Source organism: Primorskyibacter sp. S87 (assembly GCF_049801055.1).
Lineage (GTDB): Bacteria > Pseudomonadota > Alphaproteobacteria > Rhodobacterales > Rhodobacteraceae > JBNAGF01.
Genome location: NZ_JBNAGF010000007.1, coordinates 192,817 through 208,407, shown reverse-complemented (window position 1 = coordinate 208,407; position 15,591 = coordinate 192,817). Strand labels below are relative to the sequence as shown.

Annotated in this window: 14 protein-coding genes and 2 tRNA genes; 6 read left to right on the top strand and 10 right to left on the bottom strand. The window is 59.6% G+C overall.

Going from position 1 to position 15,591, the window contains the following annotated elements:
• Positions 1-7: 7 nt before the first annotated feature.
• The 6 genes from ACP15U_RS13870 (at position 8) to kdsA (ending at position 7,322) form a co-directional block, all read left to right on the top strand.
• Entirely contained in the window at positions 8-1,141 is a 1,134-nt protein-coding gene (locus tag ACP15U_RS13870; protein WP_425045794.1) for an alpha-hydroxy acid oxidase, read from the top strand.
• A 239-nt stretch (positions 1,142-1,380) separates the two neighbouring features.
• Complete coding sequence (locus ACP15U_RS13865) at positions 1,381-4,827, top strand: pyruvate carboxylase (protein ID WP_425045735.1); 3,447 nt, start codon at positions 1,381-1,383, stop codon at positions 4,825-4,827.
• A 332-nt stretch (positions 4,828-5,159) separates the two neighbouring features.
• A tRNA-Gly gene (locus ACP15U_RS13860) sits at positions 5,160-5,234 on the top strand.
• A 19-nt stretch (positions 5,235-5,253) separates the two neighbouring features.
• Positions 5,254-5,328 (top strand) — tRNA-Gly (locus ACP15U_RS13855).
• 148 nt (positions 5,329-5,476) lie between these two features.
• Complete coding sequence (locus ACP15U_RS13850) at positions 5,477-6,454, top strand: KpsF/GutQ family sugar-phosphate isomerase (RefSeq protein ID WP_425045734.1); 978 nt, start codon at positions 5,477-5,479, stop codon at positions 6,452-6,454.
• 28 nt (positions 6,455-6,482) lie between these two features.
• Positions 6,483-7,322, top strand: coding sequence for a 3-deoxy-8-phosphooctulonate synthase (gene kdsA, locus ACP15U_RS13845; RefSeq protein ID WP_425045733.1), 840 nt, complete (start codon positions 6,483-6,485; stop codon positions 7,320-7,322).
• Between the two features lie 64 nt (positions 7,323-7,386).
• On the opposite strand, the gene ACP15U_RS13840 is transcribed toward kdsA, so the two are convergent.
• From ACP15U_RS13840 to ACP15U_RS13795, 10 genes are all read right to left on the bottom strand, one after another.
• Positions 7,387-8,640: a TonB family protein gene (locus ACP15U_RS13840; protein WP_425045732.1), complete on the bottom strand. Its 1,254-nt coding sequence runs from the start codon at positions 8,638-8,640 to the stop codon at positions 7,387-7,389.
• Complete coding sequence (locus ACP15U_RS13835) at positions 8,637-9,014, bottom strand: ExbD/TolR family protein (RefSeq protein ID WP_425045731.1); 378 nt, start codon at positions 9,012-9,014, stop codon at positions 8,637-8,639. The genes ACP15U_RS13840 and ACP15U_RS13835 overlap by 4 nt, the downstream gene beginning before the upstream one ends.
• 4 nt (positions 9,015-9,018) lie before the next feature.
• Complete coding sequence (locus ACP15U_RS13830; protein WP_425045730.1) at positions 9,019-9,351, bottom strand: ExbD/TolR family protein; 333 nt, start codon at positions 9,349-9,351, stop codon at positions 9,019-9,021.
• 25 nt (positions 9,352-9,376) lie between these two features.
• Positions 9,377-10,045, bottom strand: coding sequence for a MotA/TolQ/ExbB proton channel family protein (locus ACP15U_RS13825; RefSeq protein ID WP_425045729.1), 669 nt, complete (start codon positions 10,043-10,045; stop codon positions 9,377-9,379).
• On the bottom strand, positions 10,042-10,476 hold the full coding sequence (locus ACP15U_RS13820; protein ID WP_425045728.1) for a hypothetical protein: 435 nt from the start codon (positions 10,474-10,476) through the stop codon (positions 10,042-10,044). The genes ACP15U_RS13825 and ACP15U_RS13820 overlap by 4 nt, the downstream gene beginning before the upstream one ends.
• 232 nt (positions 10,477-10,708) lie before the next feature.
• On the bottom strand, positions 10,709-12,187 hold the full coding sequence (locus ACP15U_RS13815) for an aldehyde dehydrogenase (protein ID WP_425045727.1): 1,479 nt from the start codon (positions 12,185-12,187) through the stop codon (positions 10,709-10,711).
• 11 nt (positions 12,188-12,198) lie between these two features.
• On the bottom strand, positions 12,199-13,233 hold the full coding sequence (locus ACP15U_RS13810) for an LLM class flavin-dependent oxidoreductase (RefSeq protein WP_425045726.1): 1,035 nt from the start codon (positions 13,231-13,233) through the stop codon (positions 12,199-12,201).
• 12 nt (positions 13,234-13,245) lie between these two features.
• Positions 13,246-14,157, bottom strand: coding sequence for a flavin reductase family protein (locus tag ACP15U_RS13805; RefSeq protein ID WP_425045725.1), 912 nt, complete (start codon positions 14,155-14,157; stop codon positions 13,246-13,248).
• Positions 14,154-14,936: an alpha/beta fold hydrolase gene (locus tag ACP15U_RS13800; RefSeq protein WP_425045724.1), complete on the bottom strand. Its 783-nt coding sequence runs from the start codon at positions 14,934-14,936 to the stop codon at positions 14,154-14,156. The genes ACP15U_RS13805 and ACP15U_RS13800 overlap by 4 nt, the downstream gene beginning before the upstream one ends.
• Positions 14,908-15,507 carry an amino acid synthesis family protein gene (locus tag ACP15U_RS13795; RefSeq protein WP_425045723.1) on the bottom strand — a complete coding sequence of 200 codons (600 nt, stop codon included), beginning with the start codon at positions 15,505-15,507 and terminating at the stop codon, positions 14,908-14,910. Before ACP15U_RS13795 ends, ACP15U_RS13800 begins: the two co-directional genes overlap by 29 nt.
• Positions 15,508-15,591: the final 84 nt, after the last annotated feature.

The following is a 15,591-nucleotide window of genomic DNA, read 5'->3' as shown; positions in this document are numbered from 1 at the left end:
TCGCGCCATGGATCTTCACAGCGGATATCCCGGGATCGACGACCTGAAGTGGCGCGCGCGCCGCCGACTTCCCCGGTTTGTCTGGGAATACCTAGACAGTGGAACCGGTCAGGAACAAACCAAGGCGCGCAATCGAGAGGCGCTGGATCGAGTAATGTTCCTGCCATCGGTGCTGCAAGGCGCGCAGGCGCCGGATCTTTCCACCGAGTTGTTTGGAAACCAGCATTCGCTGCCGTTTGGCGTGGCACCGGTGGGCATGTCCGGGTTGATCTGGCCCGACGCCGAAGGGCATCTTGCCCGTGCTGCGGCCGGGGCCGGAATCCCCTTTGCCCTGTCTACCGTCGCCAGTCAGTCGCCGGAAGATCTCGCACCGCATATCGGGTCGGACGGCTGGTTTCAGCTGTACCCGCCCAAGAAAGAGGACATCCGCCGCGATCTGCTGGACCGTGCCAGACAATCCGGGTTTTCGACCCTTGTTCTTACCGTGGACGTACCTGTCGCCTCCCGCCGGGAACGGCAAACCCGATCGGGCCTAACCCAGCCGCCGAAACTGACACCACGGCTGTTGTGGCAGGTTGCCCGCCGCCCCTCTTGGGCGATGGCCACGGCACGGCGCGGGATGCCGCATATGCGAACTCTGGACAAGTATGTTCAGGGACAAAGCAACCTGCCGCCGACCGCCCATATCGGATACCTTCTCCGCACGTCTCCAGACATGGATTATGTCAAATGGCTACGGGACAACTGGACAGGGCCGTTTGTCATCAAGGGTGTGCTGCGGCCAGAAGATGCCCAAGCCCTCGAACATGTTGGTGTTGACGGGATCTGGGTTTCCAACCATGCGGGCCGCCAGTTCGACGGGGCTCCCGGGGCCATTGAGTGCCTGCCTGCTGTGCGAGAAGCGACCCGCTTGCCGGTGATCTTCGACAGTGGTGTCGAAGGTGGGCTCGACATACTCCGAGCGATGGCGCTGGGCGCCGATTTCGTCATGCTCGGTCGTGCCTTTCATTTCGGCCTCGCCGCGCTGGGTGCGACCGGGGCATCCCATGTGATCGACCTGCTGAAAAAGGACATCGAGGCGAACATGGGCCAGCTCGGAGCGACCCGGCTGAGCGAGCTCGCTTCCAAGCTCATCGCCTGAAGCCCCAGAGCAGAGATTTCCGTTCGCCTATTGGTTCCATTCGCGGGTGGACGGATTCGCTGTTGAAGTGGTCGCAGACATGACAGTTCTGAAAAGACCGCGCCGCTATCAGTCCGCAGGGCCGAAAAACCGGCTATAAATGCGGAAATCTCCGTAACAGTTGGTATTGCTTTGCAGTGCAGCATCGCATTTGGTTCGCGCAACATTGACCGGACAGACGCCAAACGGGAGGGCTGCCCATGCCGGAATTCAAGAAAATCCTGATCGCCAACCGCGGTGAGATCGCAATTCGCGTAATGCGTGCCGCCAACGAGATGGGCAAACGCACGGTCGCGGTCTACGCCGAAGAAGACAAACTTGGACTGCATCGCTTCAAGGCGGATGAAGCCTATCGGATCGGCGAAGGGATGGGGCCCGTGGCCGCCTACCTTTCGATTGACGAAATCATCCGTGTCGCCAAGGAATCCGGAGCCGACGCGATCCACCCCGGATACGGCCTGCTATCAGAAAACCCCGATTTCGTGGATGCCTGCGTGCAGAACGGCATCACCTTTATCGGACCCCGCGCCGAGACCATGCGTGCGCTGGGCGATAAGGCAAGTGCGCGCAAGGTGGCGATTGCCGCCGGAGTTCCGGTGATTCCGGCCACGGAAGTTCTCGGCGACGACATGGACGCGATCCGCGCCGAAGCAGGCGAAATCGGGTATCCCCTGATGCTCAAGGCGTCATGGGGTGGCGGCGGGCGCGGCATGCGCCCGATCCAGTCTGAAGACGAGTTGGAAGAAAAGGTTCTGGAAGGCCGCCGCGAGGCCGAGGCGGCCTTTGGCAATGGCGAAGGTTATCTGGAAAAGATGATCATCCGGGCGCGCCATGTCGAGGTGCAGATCCTTGGCGACAAACAGGGCGGCATGTATCACCTGTTCGAACGCGATTGCTCGGTCCAGCGCCGAAACCAAAAGGTCGTCGAACGGGCCCCTGCCCCGTATCTGACGGAAGAACAGCGGGCTGAAATCTGCGATCTTGGTCGCCGCATCTGTGCCCATGTAGATTATGAGTGCGCTGGTACGGTCGAATTCCTGATGGATATGGAAACCGACAAGTTCTATTTCATCGAGGTGAATCCTCGTGTTCAGGTCGAACACACCGTCACCGAGGAAGTGACCGGGATCGACATAGTGCAGTCGCAGATTCTGATCGCCGAAGGCAAATCCATCGCTGAAGCGACCGGCAAGGCATCGCAGCAAGATGTGTCGCTTAATGGCCATGCCCTGCAGACGCGCATCACCACCGAAGACCCGCAGAACAATTTCATCCCCGACTACGGACGTATTGCCGCCTACCGCTCGGCCACTGGTCTCGGCATCAGACTGGACGGCGGCACGGCTTATTCCGGCGGTGTGATCACCCGGTATTACGATTCTTTGCTGGTCAAGGTAACCGCTTGGGCTCCGACCCCGGAAAAAGCAATTGCCCGTATGGACAGGGCACTGCGCGAGTTCCGAATTCGCGGCGTTTCCACCAACATCGCATTCGTCGAAAACCTGCTGAAGCATCAGACCTTTCTTGGCAATGAATACACAACCAAGTTCATCGACGAGACGCCGGATCTGTTCCAGTTCAAGAAACGCAGGGACCGGGGTACAAAGGTCCTGACCTATGTCGCCGATGTCACGGTGAATGGACATCCGGAAACCAAGGGCCGGCCCCTGCCCGCTGCCAATCTCAAGACGCCAAAGCCGCCGGCCAGAAAGGCGGAACCCCAGATGGGAACCCGCAACCTGCTGGAACAGAAGGGGCCACAAGCCGTTGCCGACTGGATGAAGGCGCAGCGCCAATTGCTGATCACCGACACCACGATGCGCGACGGACACCAGTCTCTGTTGGCCACGCGGATGCGGTCGATCGACATGATCAAGGTGGCACCCAGCTATGCGTCGAACCTTCCGCAACTGTTTTCGGTAGAATGTTGGGGGGGCGCGACGTTCGACGTGGCTTACCGGTTCCTGCAGGAATGCCCCTGGCAACGCCTGCGCGACCTGCGCGAAGCGATGCCGAACCTGATGACCCAGATGCTTCTGCGTGGTTCGAATGGGGTCGGATACACGAACTACCCGGACAATGTCGTGCAGGAATTCGTCCGGCAGGCATCAGTAACCGGGGTTGACCTGTTCCGCGTGTTCGACAGCCTTAACTGGGTCGAAAATATGCGTGTGGCAATGGACGCGGTGCTTGGTCAGAACAAGATCTGCGAAGGCACGATCTGCTACACTGGGGACATCCTTGACCCCGAGCGGTCCAAGTATGACCTGAAATACTATGTGGGCATGGCGCGGGAACTGCGCGACGCCGGCGCTCATATTCTGGGCCTCAAGGACATGGCTGGCGTTATGAAGCCCGCTTCGGCCCGTGCACTTGTGAAGGCGCTGAAAGAAGAGATCGGTCTGCCCATCCATTTCCACACCCACGATACGGCTGGTGTGGCCTGCGCGACGATCCTCGCGGCCTCCGAGGCCGGTGTTGACGCGGTAGACTGCGCAATGGACAGCTTCTCTGGCAACACCTCTCAGGCCACCTTGGGGACAGTGGTGGAAACCCTGCGTCACACCGATCGGGACACCGGGCTGGATATCGGGGCAATTCGCGAGATTTCCGACTATTTCGAAGCCGTGCGGGCGCAGTATGCTGCGTTCGAGTCGGGGCTTCAGGCCCCCGCGTCCGAGGTCTATCTGCACGAGATGCCCGGCGGCCAGTTTACCAACCTCAAGGCGCAAGCGCGCTCGCTCGGGCTGGAAGAACGCTGGCACGAAGTCGCCCAGACCTATGCCGACGTGAACCGGATGTTCGGAGATATCGTCAAGGTAACGCCTTCGTCCAAAGTGGTTGGCGACATGGCCCTGATGATGGTCTCTCAAGGGCTGACGCGGGAGGAAGTGGAAGATCCCGACGTCGAGGTCGCGTTCCCGGAGTCTGTTGTCGACATGTTGCGGGGCAACATCGGGCAGCCGCCGGGCGGTTTCCCAAACAGTATCGTCAGCAAAGTTCTCAAGGACGAAGCCCCCAACACCGAACGCCCGGGAAAGCACCTCAACCCGGTTGACCTTGAGGCTATCCGGGCGGAGGTTTCCAAGGAATTGGAAGGTAAGGAGGTCGATGACGAGGATCTGAATGGTTACCTCATGTATCCAAAGGTTTTTCTGGACTACATGGGACGGCATCGCATCTACGGGCCGGTGCGCACGCTGCCGACGCGAACCTTCTTTTACGGTATGGAGCCCGGCGAGGAGATCTCGGCCGAGATCGATCCGGGCAAAACGCTGGAGATCCGATGCCAGGCAATTGGCGAAACCGATGAAAACGGAGAAGTGAAGGTCTTTTTTGAACTCAACGGCCAGCCCCGCGTGATCCGCGTTCCGAACAGATTGGTGAAATCCTCGACCGCATCACGTCCGAAGGCCGAGCAGGGCAATCAGAACCATGTCGGCGCACCGATGCCCGGGGTTGTGGCCAGCGTGGGTGTAAAGGCCGGACAGAAAGTCAGCGCCGGGGATCTGCTTTTAACAATCGAAGCCATGAAGATGGAAACCGGCATCCATGCCGAACATGATGCGGTTGTAGCCGCTGTTCATGTTCAGCCCGGTGGCCAGATCGACGCCAAGGATCTTCTCGTCGAGCTTGGCGAAGCCTGATCGCGACCTGCTTCGGGTCTGCCTTTTTTGGTTGAATCGGAGCAGGTTACACCTTCGCTGCGCCGACTTGCCCAACCGGATGGAGAAAATGCGCGTCCTGATCAGAATATCATACGCACTACCACGGCGATGCAGATCGCAATCGACAGCGACATGGTTTTGATGGTCTCACGCGCAGCCATATATCCAGTTCCCTCTGATTTGCCAGACTGTTTCCAGTCTTCACGCGCCAGATGTCAGTTTCCGTCGCGATCGCAAAAAATTCCGGGCTCAGGTGATTTTCCTCTTGCAGCTTGCGGCCAGAGTTTATACTTCACGGCTCACTCAAGGAGGCGGGCGTAGCTCAGGGGTAGAGCATAACCTTGCCAAGGTTAGGGTCGTGAGTTCGAATCTCATCGCCCGCTCCATTGAGAGACATTTCTGTTTGCGGGCGTAGCTCAGGGGTAGAGCATAACCTTGCCAAGGTTAGGGTCGTGAGTTCGAATCTCATCGCCCGCTCCAGAAATGACCTTTCCACCCACTTGTGACGTACCGGCAGCTAACGGTTTAATCTGTTCTCTGGCGATACCTCTGCTGGAAATCAGCCCGGTCCGTGCGTAGATAGGGGCTGAATGCGCGTTTTGCGCCCAGACGGGGATTCCGGTCCGACATGACACAGACTGATCTGCAAACCGAATTCGACAGCAACACCTCGGCCCGCAGGGTTTTGTCCATCGAGGCCGAAGCCCTGCATCAACTGGCCGCTGAATTGCCAGAAGACTTCGAACGCGCGGTTGATCTGATCTATCACAACAGCGGCCGTGTGATTGTATCGGGCATCGGTAAGTCAGGCCACATTGGCAACAAGCTGTCGGCAACACTGGCTTCGACTGGAACGCCATCCTTGTTTGTTCACGCGGCCGAAGCCTCTCATGGTGATCTGGGCATGATCGGGGCAGACGACGTCTGCATCCTGATCTCGAATTCCGGTGAAACGGCGGAACTAAGCGATATCGTGGCCTACACGCGGCGCTTTTCGATCCCAATGATCGCGATTTCCTCGAAGCCAGAAAGCACGTTGATGAAAGCTGCGGATCTGCGATTGTGCCTGCCGCCCGCGCCCGAAGCCTGCTCCATCGGCATGGCCCCGACGACGTCGACCACGATGACATTGGCAATCGGTGATGCGCTGGCCGTTGCCCTGATGGAACGCCGCGGATTTGCCGCCGAAGACTTCCGCGTCTATCACCCGGGCGGCAAGCTTGGCGCCCAGATGGCTTGGGTTGAGCAGATCATGCACGGGCAGGAGGACTTGCCCCTGGTCAAGTCAGATACCCCTATGTCAGAGACGCTGATCGAAATGACATCCAAGGGCTTTGGCATTGCCGCCGTCGTCGACACCGAAGGACGGCTGACGGGGATTGTCACAGATGGCGACCTGCGCCGAAACATGGCCAATCTGATGACCCATGACGCGGGCAAAGTGGCCACACAAAACCCGATCACTGCGCGGGCAGACGACCTAGCTGCACAGGCGCTGGCGGTAATGAACCAAAGAAAGATCACGGTGTTGGTGATTGTCGACGACGAAAACAAACCGATTGGCATACTGCATTTGCACGACTTGCTGCGCGCCGGCGTAGCCTGACCCGCCTTCCGAAAAGGATACTGCACTCATGGATATTCTTCAGACCCGTTCTGTTACCGTCGGAGATATCGAGATCGGCGGCAACGCCCCGATTTCCTTCATTACCGGACCCTGTCAGCTGGAAAGCCTCGACCACGCGCGCATGATGGCCGAGAAAATTGCCGAGGCATGTGCGCCAACCGGCACGCGCTTCATCTTCAAGGCCAGCTATGACAAGGCCAACCGATCTTCCATTTCCACGCAGCGCGGTCTTGGAATGGAGAAAGGACTGGAGATCCTCGGACGTATCAAGGACGAATTCGGGTGCCCGGTTCTGACGGATGTGCACGCGCCCGAGCAATGTGCACCCGCCGCGGAAGTCTGTGATGTTCTTCAGATCCCGGCCTTTCTGTGCCGCCAGACCGACCTGTTGCTCGCGGCTGGGGAGTCCGGTGCCGCCATCAACGTCAAGAAAGGACAGTTTCTGGCGCCCTGGGACATGGGCAACGTGGCAGAAAAGATCGCTTCGACCGGCAATGAACGCATCATGTTGTGCGACCGGGGTACGTCATTCGGATACAACACGCTGGTTACCGACTTTCGCGGCCTGCCCACAATGGCCCGAACCGGCTATCCGGTCGTCTTCGACGCAACGCATTCGGTACAGCAACCCGGTGGACAGGGGACCACAAGTGGTGGTCAGCGAGAGTTCGCCCCGGTGCTGGCGCGTGCTGCATGCGCGGTCGGCGTATCGGCACTGTTCATTGAAACACATCAGGATCCGGACAACGCGCCCTCGGACGGACCGAACATGATCCCGGTGGACCAGATGGGCGAATTGATCGCTCGACTTCGAGCCTTTGACGCGCTGGCCAAGGGACTGTCCTGAACTCAGCCAAGCATTTGCGGGATCTGGCCCGGCCTCGCTGGGTCCGGTTTGTTGCTGGTTCTGATCAGTCGATCCGATAGACAAAACTGACGTTTCGTCGTTTCCCGTCAGGCGGCCGCGGGAACGGGGCCGCTTTCTGGACCTGCGCTTTTGCGGCGCGCTCGATTTCAGGCGAACCGGAGCTGTCGAAAATGTCGACACGGGCCAATGAGCCATCCGGGTTGATGACAAAGAAGACCCGAGCAGACCCGCGCGCGGATACCCGGACGCCGGGGGCGTTGTTCAGATGAACAAGCACGCGGCCGATGTAGTTTGTGACATCGGAATTTCCGGGTCCTGTAGATCCCAAAGACCCGATCCCGCCAGAAACTGCCCTGCCCCGTCTGCTGAACGTCAGATCAATGCCATCGCGTTGATACACCGTAAGCGGCGACTCGATCACCTGAGTCGGTTTGGCGTTCGGGTCGGAATTCTGGTCGGAACCGTCGCGCACACCTTGCGGTTCTGCTTCGGGCCTCTGCGTCGGTAGCCGCGGGCGCAGCGACAATGCCACGGCAAGTTCAGACCCCTCGCTGTCCTCCGGGGCAGTGGCCTCTTCCGGTTCCGTTGCCACGGTTTCTTCGGGAGGGGTTGGATCGGTGGTCTCGCTTTCGGACGGCACGACTGGGATCACGGACGGCTCTGGCGTCGGCGTAACAGGAAGAACCGGCGACTGCGGAACAGGCAATGCCGCAACCTGCTCTGAGGTCTCTGGTTGCGGAGCTGCCGGCTCGGAAACCTCGGAACCTGTTTCCGCGACGATGGTTTCGACCGGCGGCGTGGTCGTATCCGGATTCCCTTCCGGAGCTTGCTGGGTCGGTTCAGGCGTGACCGGAGAGGCTCCGGATCGTTCGTCACTTTCACCGTTTTCGCCATCGGAAGGTTCTGCGATGTTGGTTTCGTTCACGACGCCCAGTTCCGAATTGCTCGACTCGTCCGTAACCGGTTGGACTGTCTGTGACGGCCCCATGCCAGGCGACAGCGTATCCTGGGGGCTTTCCGACGCCACCAGCGCATCAGAGGTCGGGATCTCAGCTTGCTCAGGTTCTGCCGGTGTTTCGACAGGCGGTTCCGGGGCCGGAGCCTCTTCGGGTGGTGGCGGTTCTGAAACGGTTTCGGCAATATCTTCAAAGGCATTGCCCACGGCAATCACGTCCGTTTCCGGTTGGCTGACCTGCTCTTCTGGCGCCCCCCGCGAGACAAAAAGCACACCCAAGGAATGCACCATGAGCGACAGCAGCAGCGCCACCGCCGCAATGAAAGCCGACCTCCGGATCATTCCAAGGCCCGCTCGGTCACGAGGACGATCGAGGGCGCGCCTTGGCGACGAAGATCTCCGGTAATCTCGATCAGCCGCGGCGCCGCGACGTTGCGATCAGGAACGATCCGCACCGGCCCGCCCTCGTGGCTGGCCATGTAGGCCTCGGGGTCTGTCGTCGCTCCGCGGAACCTCAGTGTCCCGTCTGCAAGCAGGACCAGTGCGTCAGGCGGTTCGCGCCCCTCAAGACCCGAAGTGTCGACGAGGTTCAGCTCCGGGTCCAGTGGTGGCGCCACGGTTCCTGCGATCAGAAAGAAGATCAGCATCAGGAAGACGACATTGATCAGTGCAATTGTCGAATCCCGTTTACGGCGAGGCGCGGTCGGACGGATCATACGCTCACTCCAGAACCAGCACGGACAGGCCTTCACGGCCCCTCAACCGGACCAGAAGATCCACTAGCCGCTGCGCTGTCACGTCGGCATCAAGGCTGACGAGAATCTGACCCGTATCGACGTCCGAAGCCAATTCATCCAAAGTCAGCGGCGCCCCGTTCAAAACCAGCCGGTCAGCCCCGAGCTGAACGAACAGCCTTTCCGTTTGCGACCCTGCCGAAGATTCCCCAGACGCGGCCTGGCTTAGTTCAATCTCGCCGTAGGTCGAAAAGGTCGACGACAGCATGAAAAACAGCAAAAGCAAAAAAATCACATCGATGAGAGGTGTCATCGACATTGGACGTCTGACAAAGGGAGAAACGTTACGCATGCCCGGGTGCGGCCGGGGCAGCCCCGACCACCCGTGCCGCCGATGTAACAGCCTGCGCAGGCGTCAGAACGGTTCGCAAAGCCTTGTCGGCAAAGACCCTCTCACGCGAGGTTCGGCTCTCGAACCAGGCAAGGATCATCGAGGTGGGCATCGCAACCGCAAGGCCGACAGCCGTGGTCAGCAATGCCACCCAGATACCGCCCGCCAGAAGGGACGGATCGACCGAGGATCCGGCTTCCTGCAAGCTCTGGAATGCTTCGATCATACCGAGCACTGTGCCGAACAGGCCAAGCAGAGGCGCAAGCTGTGCTACCGTGTCGAGTAGTCGGAAACCGCGTTCCAGACCGGCGAGCGCAAGGCCGGCCTCTGCATCAAGGCGATTGTCCAGCCCGGGCAGATTTGGCGCATCCATTGCCGCCCCGACCAGGGGGGCAAGGTAGCTGCGGCTCTCGGTCAAGCGGGCCCGGGCCGCTGGCTGGTCGCCCGCATCCCATGCCGCCAGCGCCTCGGACAGCACCCGATGACGACCGACACCCGAAGCCATGAACTGCCAGAGCTTGTACAGCGTAACCGACATGGTCAGCACAGACATGACAAGCAACACAGCGACAACTGGCCCGCCAAGGGCCAGAATTCCGCTCAACGCATCAAGGAAATTCATCCAAGCAACTCCACAGTTATCCGGCTGCCAAGCTTGAGTGCCTCGTGGCACACAGGACTTTCAGCACCGTCCACGATGCACGTATTCGCGCCGTTGATAAGCGCCTGACCAATCGTGTCACAGGACATCCCAGCAAGATCAAACTGGCGGACCCTCGGCCTATCTGCCGGCAGGTCTCTGAAATCAAACAAAGACAGGCTTATGACCCCACCAGAGGTGTCGAAAATCACGGTCTCGTAAACGGCCTTGTCGATTGTCGTTCCGGTGTCGTTTTGCGCCAAGAACGTCAACCGGCAGGCCTCGCCGACATCCTGAACCGTGTTCAGTTCCAGCGTGAGACGCGACGATACATCCTCGGCAGATTGAGCAAAGGCCGAAACCGGCAGAGCCCCGGCAAGCAGGCTTGCGATAATGAGGCGTCGAATTGACATGGGCATGTTCCTCTTTGTGCGGCGCATTGCGAGCCGATCTTCGACGCCACACAGGCGCGACAAAGGCTTGTTGCTTTCCACTTAGCGCAGACAGCAGTGACGCGGAAGACACGCCGGCATCATTGTGATTGATCGGACGTCAGGGCATTCGACGCGCAGGTACCCGCGACACTGCCGGAGTCGCGTTATAGAGTTGGCCCGCGTGTCTGCGCCCTGCAAGTGTTCATCGCGCTCATCGCATGACAAACGGGTTCGCCATCGGCGCATCGGACGTGCTGATCCAGGTTGTTTTGGTTCTTGTGTAGTCCAGAATGGCCTCCACTCCGGCCTCGCGCCCGTAACCTGACTGGCCGAAGCCACCGAATGGGGCGATCGGGGAAATCGCACGATAGGTGTTGATCCAGCAAATCCCGGCCCTCAACCTGTCTGATACACGGTGCGCCCGGGCGAGGTTCTGAGTGAACACACCTGAGCCGAGCCCATAAGGTGTGTCATTGGCCAGAGCGATCGCCTCCTCTTCGGTATCGAACGGCAAGATCGACATGACAGGCCCGAACATTTCAACCTTGAGCGTTTCGGTTTCCGGCGTCGCGCATTCCACCAGTGTCGGCGCCATGAAGTTTCCCGGGCGATCCAGAGGCGTTCCGCCAAATCTGATGCTTGCCCCCTGTGCCCGAGCCTGATCGAGCGTTTCAACAATCCGGTGGATTTGCGCACCGGTGCAAAGCGGCCCGACATGGGTGTCCGCCACAAGCGGATCGCCGACATTGATCCCCTTGGACTTGGCTTCGATCAAGTTGGCGAGGTCCTCGAAAACAGACCGTTGCACAAACCCGCGCGACCCGGCCACACAGCTTTGGCCCGATGCGCCAAAATTCCCTGCAATCAACCCATTGGCCGCACCTTCCAGATCCGCATCGTCAAAAACCAGAATGGGGGATTTCCCCCCCAGCTCCAGTGTCGTGACGGCGAAACTCTCGGCCGAATTCCGAACCACATGACGGGCCGCATCCGGACCGCCGGTAAACGCAATCCGATCCACATCAGGGTGGCGGGTAAGCGGAATTGCACAGTTTTCTGCATCACCTGTCACGACGCTGACCACACCTGGCGGAAAACCCGCCTTGTCGATCAGTCGCGCCAGTTCGATCATCGGTGCCGGAGCCTGCTCGGACGCCTTGAGCACCACAGAGCATCCGGCAGCCAGTGCAGGGCCAAGCTTGGTCGCGGTCAGAAACATCTGTGCATTCCACGGCACGACGGCCGCCACCACACCGATGGGGTCCCGGCGGGTGAACACGTGCATATCCGCCTTGTCGATCGGAAGAACCGCGCCTTCGATCTTGTCTGCGAGACCGGCATAGTAGCGGTAGTAGTCTGCCACATATGCGGTCTGACTGGCGGTCTCGGCCAGTAATTTGCCGCTATCCGCGGTCTCGATCCGGCCAAGGGCCTCGGCATTCTGTTCGATCAGGTCCGCCAATCGGAACAGCAACTTGCCGCGCTTCGTCTGGTTCAGGTCGCGCCATCCGGGTTCGCCCAGCGCGCGCCTTGCCGCCGCCACGGCGCGGTCGATGTCCTCAGGCGCGGCACAGGCGAATGTCGCCCAGTCTTCGCCGGTCGCCGGATTGACCGTTGCCATGGTCTGCCCATCCGCGCCCTCTGACCATGTGCCGTCGATGAATAGCTGGTAATGCGGTTTCGTGGTCATTGCGTCATCCTTTATTGGAAAGCCGGCATAACGTCGTCAATGAAGCGGGCCAGCGAGGCACGCTTGCGTTCAGTCTCCATTCCGGAATCGACCCAGAAGGCAAACTCGTCATAGCCAAGATCTTCGTATCGCTTCAGGCGGTCAATCACCTGCTGTTTGGTCCCGAAAACCAGATCATTCTGCAGTGTTTCCGGAGCGATCATCGGGTTGGAACCAAGTTCTTTCTCGGTCAGGGTCTGGATCAGCCCCTGCTGCACCGGCCGCTCGTTTTTGAACCACGCAAAGAAATAGGCGTAGTAGCGCGATATCTCGTGGGCCGCACGGGCCACGTCTTCTTCATCGCTGCCGACATAGGTGTGCTGAAGCAGCATGATCTTGGGGCGCGGCCCCGCATACCCGGTGCAGGCAGCATTGAACCGCTCCATCAGGCTTTCGACCTCGGCCATCCCCTGCCAGAGCGGTGTAACCTGAATGTTGAAACCGTTTTGCACGCCAAACTCGTGACTGTTGGGATCCCGCGCGGCAATCCATATTGGCGGGCCATCCTGTTGAACCGGTTTCGGCGTTGCCGTTGTGGCGGGAAACTGGAAATACGAACCTTCATGCGCGCAATCGCCTTTCCACAGCTGCGGTACAAGAGGCGCCATCTCGCGCATGCGTTGTCCCGCGTCCCACGCGTCCATGCCGGGCATCAGTCTTTCGTATTCGTAACTGTAAGCGCCCCGGGCTATTCCCAGTTCAATGCGCCCACCGGTCAGTTGATCAGCTGCGGCAGCTTCGCCAGCCAACCGGATCGGGTGCCAAAACGGGGCAATGATTGTTCCTGTTCCCAGCCGGACATTCCGTGTGTGATGCGCCAGATCGACCAGCGGCAGAAAGGGGTTCGGTGCGATGGTAAACTCCATCCCGTGATGCTCACCCGTCCAGATCGCGCGCATGCCGCCCTCGTCGGCCATTTTGCAGAGCCCCAGAAAATCCTTGTAGAGAACATCGTGCGGCTGATCGGGGGTCAGGCGCTCCACATGCGCAAAAAGAGAGAACTCCATCACTGCCTCCTTTCAGGTCTTGTGCGTATCTCCCGCATCTTCATCGCCCAGATACAGCGTGAAGGAACGGGTTCGGGTTTCGGTTGCAAAGCGGGACATCATCGTTGCGATCGCGGGAGTCGCAAAACCGAGCCGGGATAAATCGTCAGACGCGACGCAGCGCAAACCCCGCATGTCGGTCGGCACCGGAGCGGTGGCCAACACATAGGTGTGGTGGGTTCCAAGCCGCCGGTCGTCATAGGCAGAGTAGACCCGTCCCAGATCGACTTTCATTCCGCGTACGGCCAATCCGTCTGAAAGGCTTTCCAACTGATTGGTCCGGCTGTTTGCCATGACCTGCGGAGGCCGAAGGCCATGAGGGGTTTCCTCCAAAAGGACTCCGGCCGGGGTCTCAACAATTGCCCCGACAACGGCTCCGCTTGGAGGGCTCTCGCCGGCAGCTCGCTCAAGTCCGAGACTGAAGTATCGCCCGTCTGCATATCCCAGCCCGCCGCCACTGTGGTGATCGAACCCGGTCACTTGGCCAACAAGAACCGTATGATCGCCTGCGGGCATCACACGATGGGTTTGACATGAAAACCATGCAACGGCGCCATTAATGACCGGAACGCCGTTCAGGTCCTGCTCGTGCGGTATTCGGGCAAACCTATCGCCCTTGAAGCCGGCGAACGTGTTCGAAACTTCCTCCTGTCCTTCGGCCAGCACGCTGACGGCGAAATGCGTGGCATTTTCGAACGCATCGAAGGAAGACAGGAACTTTCCGGGGCACACAAGAAGAAGCGGCGGATCCAGCGACACCGAAGTAAAGGAATTTGCTGTGAACCCAACAGGTGTTCCATCGTTGGCCCGGGTTGTGACCACGGTAACGCCGGTCATGAACCGGCCAAATGCCTTGCGTATTTCTTTGGGGTCGAACGCTGTCATGGCCGGCATTCCCTGACGAAACCTAAAAGGCTGCGGTTGACTTGTCGGGGATGTGTCATCGGCATCATATGTGCCGCACCTCGGATCACTTCAGAACGCCCGCCGGGCACCAGCGCTGCCATGTCCCGAGACATTTCAGGTGTCGAATTCGGCTCCTCGCTGCCGGTCAGAAACAGGGCCGGAACACTCAGAGCCATCAACGCCTCAGATGATGCCCCGTCCTCTTGGGCAAACACCGTGTATGCGGCCTTGTATCCGGAGGGATCACAGGACCGCAGCCAGAGCTCACAAGCCGAACGTTCGGGAGAGGCTGCGCCGCCGAACCACCGTTCCAGCGTTTCGGTAGGGTCTGCCCTGTGCACACCATCCAAGGCGGCAACTCTTGCCTCAACCGCTTTCCTCGCCCCAGGGTTGCGCCGGAACACTGCGTTCATTGCCACAACACCGCGCACGAGATCCGGATACCGGGCAGCCAGATCAAGAGCGATCATGGCCCCCATGGAATGCCCGACGACAATTGCAGGCTCATCAAGGCCTGCGGCTACCGGATCGGTATAACCCTGAAGGCTGCGCGGTATTGGGACTGTCGGGCTTCCACCATGCCCCGGCATATCCGGCGCAATGATCCGGTGCCCCTCAGCCAGCAGCGCATCGACCTGCCGGTTCCAAGCCTCAGCGCGCAACCCAACGCCGTGAAGCAAAACCAGCGGAGCGCCCTCACCGGAGGATATCGCCGCCAGCGCTCCGAATTCAGACCGCTGCCGGGTTGTCCACGTCATGGCCCAGATCCTTCAGGTCCTGATATCGGTCACCGATACGGTGATGAGGACGACCGCTCGTTGCCGCCCCCAGCACAACGACAATTTCGTCGGCACGGGGCGCATCGGGAATTGCGAACTGGATCGTCAGATAGTGCGACCGACGCCCCGCATCATTCTTGTCCATCAGCGGCACCATGATCGCCGCGTTGGCCCCACCCCTTGTGTTCGTGAAGGCCAGATATGATTTCGCTTGGACCGCCTCGCGGTAATGGTTGCCAAACCGCAGGGTGTGAATGAGCCCCGAAGCGTGCTCCACCTCGCCGTCCAGTCCGACAACTGCAGCCTTTCCATAAGCCTCTATCCGGTCTCCGCCACCGGCGAGCATGATCATCCTCTTGGTCAGCATCTCGCCCAATACCGGCCCATAGGCCCGGATCTCAGGGGTCAGATCCTCAACATACCGGCCCGACCATGGATTGCGCACAACAGCCGCAACCGCAAACATGCGCCATGGTTCTGTTGCTGAGCGAAAACCCTCGATCAGAACCTCTTCGTCATAGGTTACAATCTTCCGAATTTCGGGATGCATTCATATTCTCCTGTCGCGCTCAAAGGTTGTCCGACAGGGCCCGGTTTTTGACAAACAAAAGAATTTTGGGCTAAGGCATAAGTG

Bases quoted from the DNA above. Each gene is read 5' to 3' on its own strand.
- ACP15U_RS13870 (WP_425045794.1), top strand. From the start codon at position 8: ATGGATCTTCACAGCGGATATCCCGGGATCGACGACCTGAAGTGGCGC.
- ACP15U_RS13865 (WP_425045735.1), top strand. From the start codon at position 1,381: ATGCCGGAATTCAAGAAAATCCTGATCGCCAACCGCGGTGAGATCGCA.
- ACP15U_RS13850 (WP_425045734.1), top strand. From the start codon at position 5,477: ATGACACAGACTGATCTGCAAACCGAATTCGACAGCAACACCTCGGCC.
- kdsA (WP_425045733.1), top strand. From the start codon at position 6,483: ATGGATATTCTTCAGACCCGTTCTGTTACCGTCGGAGATATCGAGATC.
- ACP15U_RS13840 (WP_425045732.1), bottom strand. From the start codon at position 8,640: ATGATCCGGAGGTCGGCTTTCATTGCGGCGGTGGCGCTGCTGCTGTCG.
- ACP15U_RS13835 (WP_425045731.1), bottom strand. From the start codon at position 9,014: ATGATCCGTCCGACCGCGCCTCGCCGTAAACGGGATTCGACAATTGCA.
- ACP15U_RS13830 (WP_425045730.1), bottom strand. From the start codon at position 9,351: ATGTCGATGACACCTCTCATCGATGTGATTTTTTTGCTTTTGCTGTTT.
- ACP15U_RS13825 (WP_425045729.1), bottom strand. From the start codon at position 10,045: ATGAATTTCCTTGATGCGTTGAGCGGAATTCTGGCCCTTGGCGGGCCA.
- ACP15U_RS13820 (WP_425045728.1), bottom strand. From the start codon at position 10,476: ATGTCAATTCGACGCCTCATTATCGCAAGCCTGCTTGCCGGGGCTCTG.
- ACP15U_RS13815 (WP_425045727.1), bottom strand. From the start codon at position 12,187: ATGACCACGAAACCGCATTACCAGCTATTCATCGACGGCACATGGTCA.
- ACP15U_RS13810 (WP_425045726.1), bottom strand. From the start codon at position 13,233: ATGGAGTTCTCTCTTTTTGCGCATGTGGAGCGCCTGACCCCCGATCAG.
- ACP15U_RS13805 (WP_425045725.1), bottom strand. From the start codon at position 14,157: ATGACAGCGTTCGACCCCAAAGAAATACGCAAGGCATTTGGCCGGTTC.
- ACP15U_RS13800 (WP_425045724.1), bottom strand. From the start codon at position 14,936: ATGACGTGGACAACCCGGCAGCGGTCTGAATTCGGAGCGCTGGCGGCG.
- ACP15U_RS13795 (WP_425045723.1), bottom strand. From the start codon at position 15,507: ATGCATCCCGAAATTCGGAAGATTGTAACCTATGACGAAGAGGTTCTG.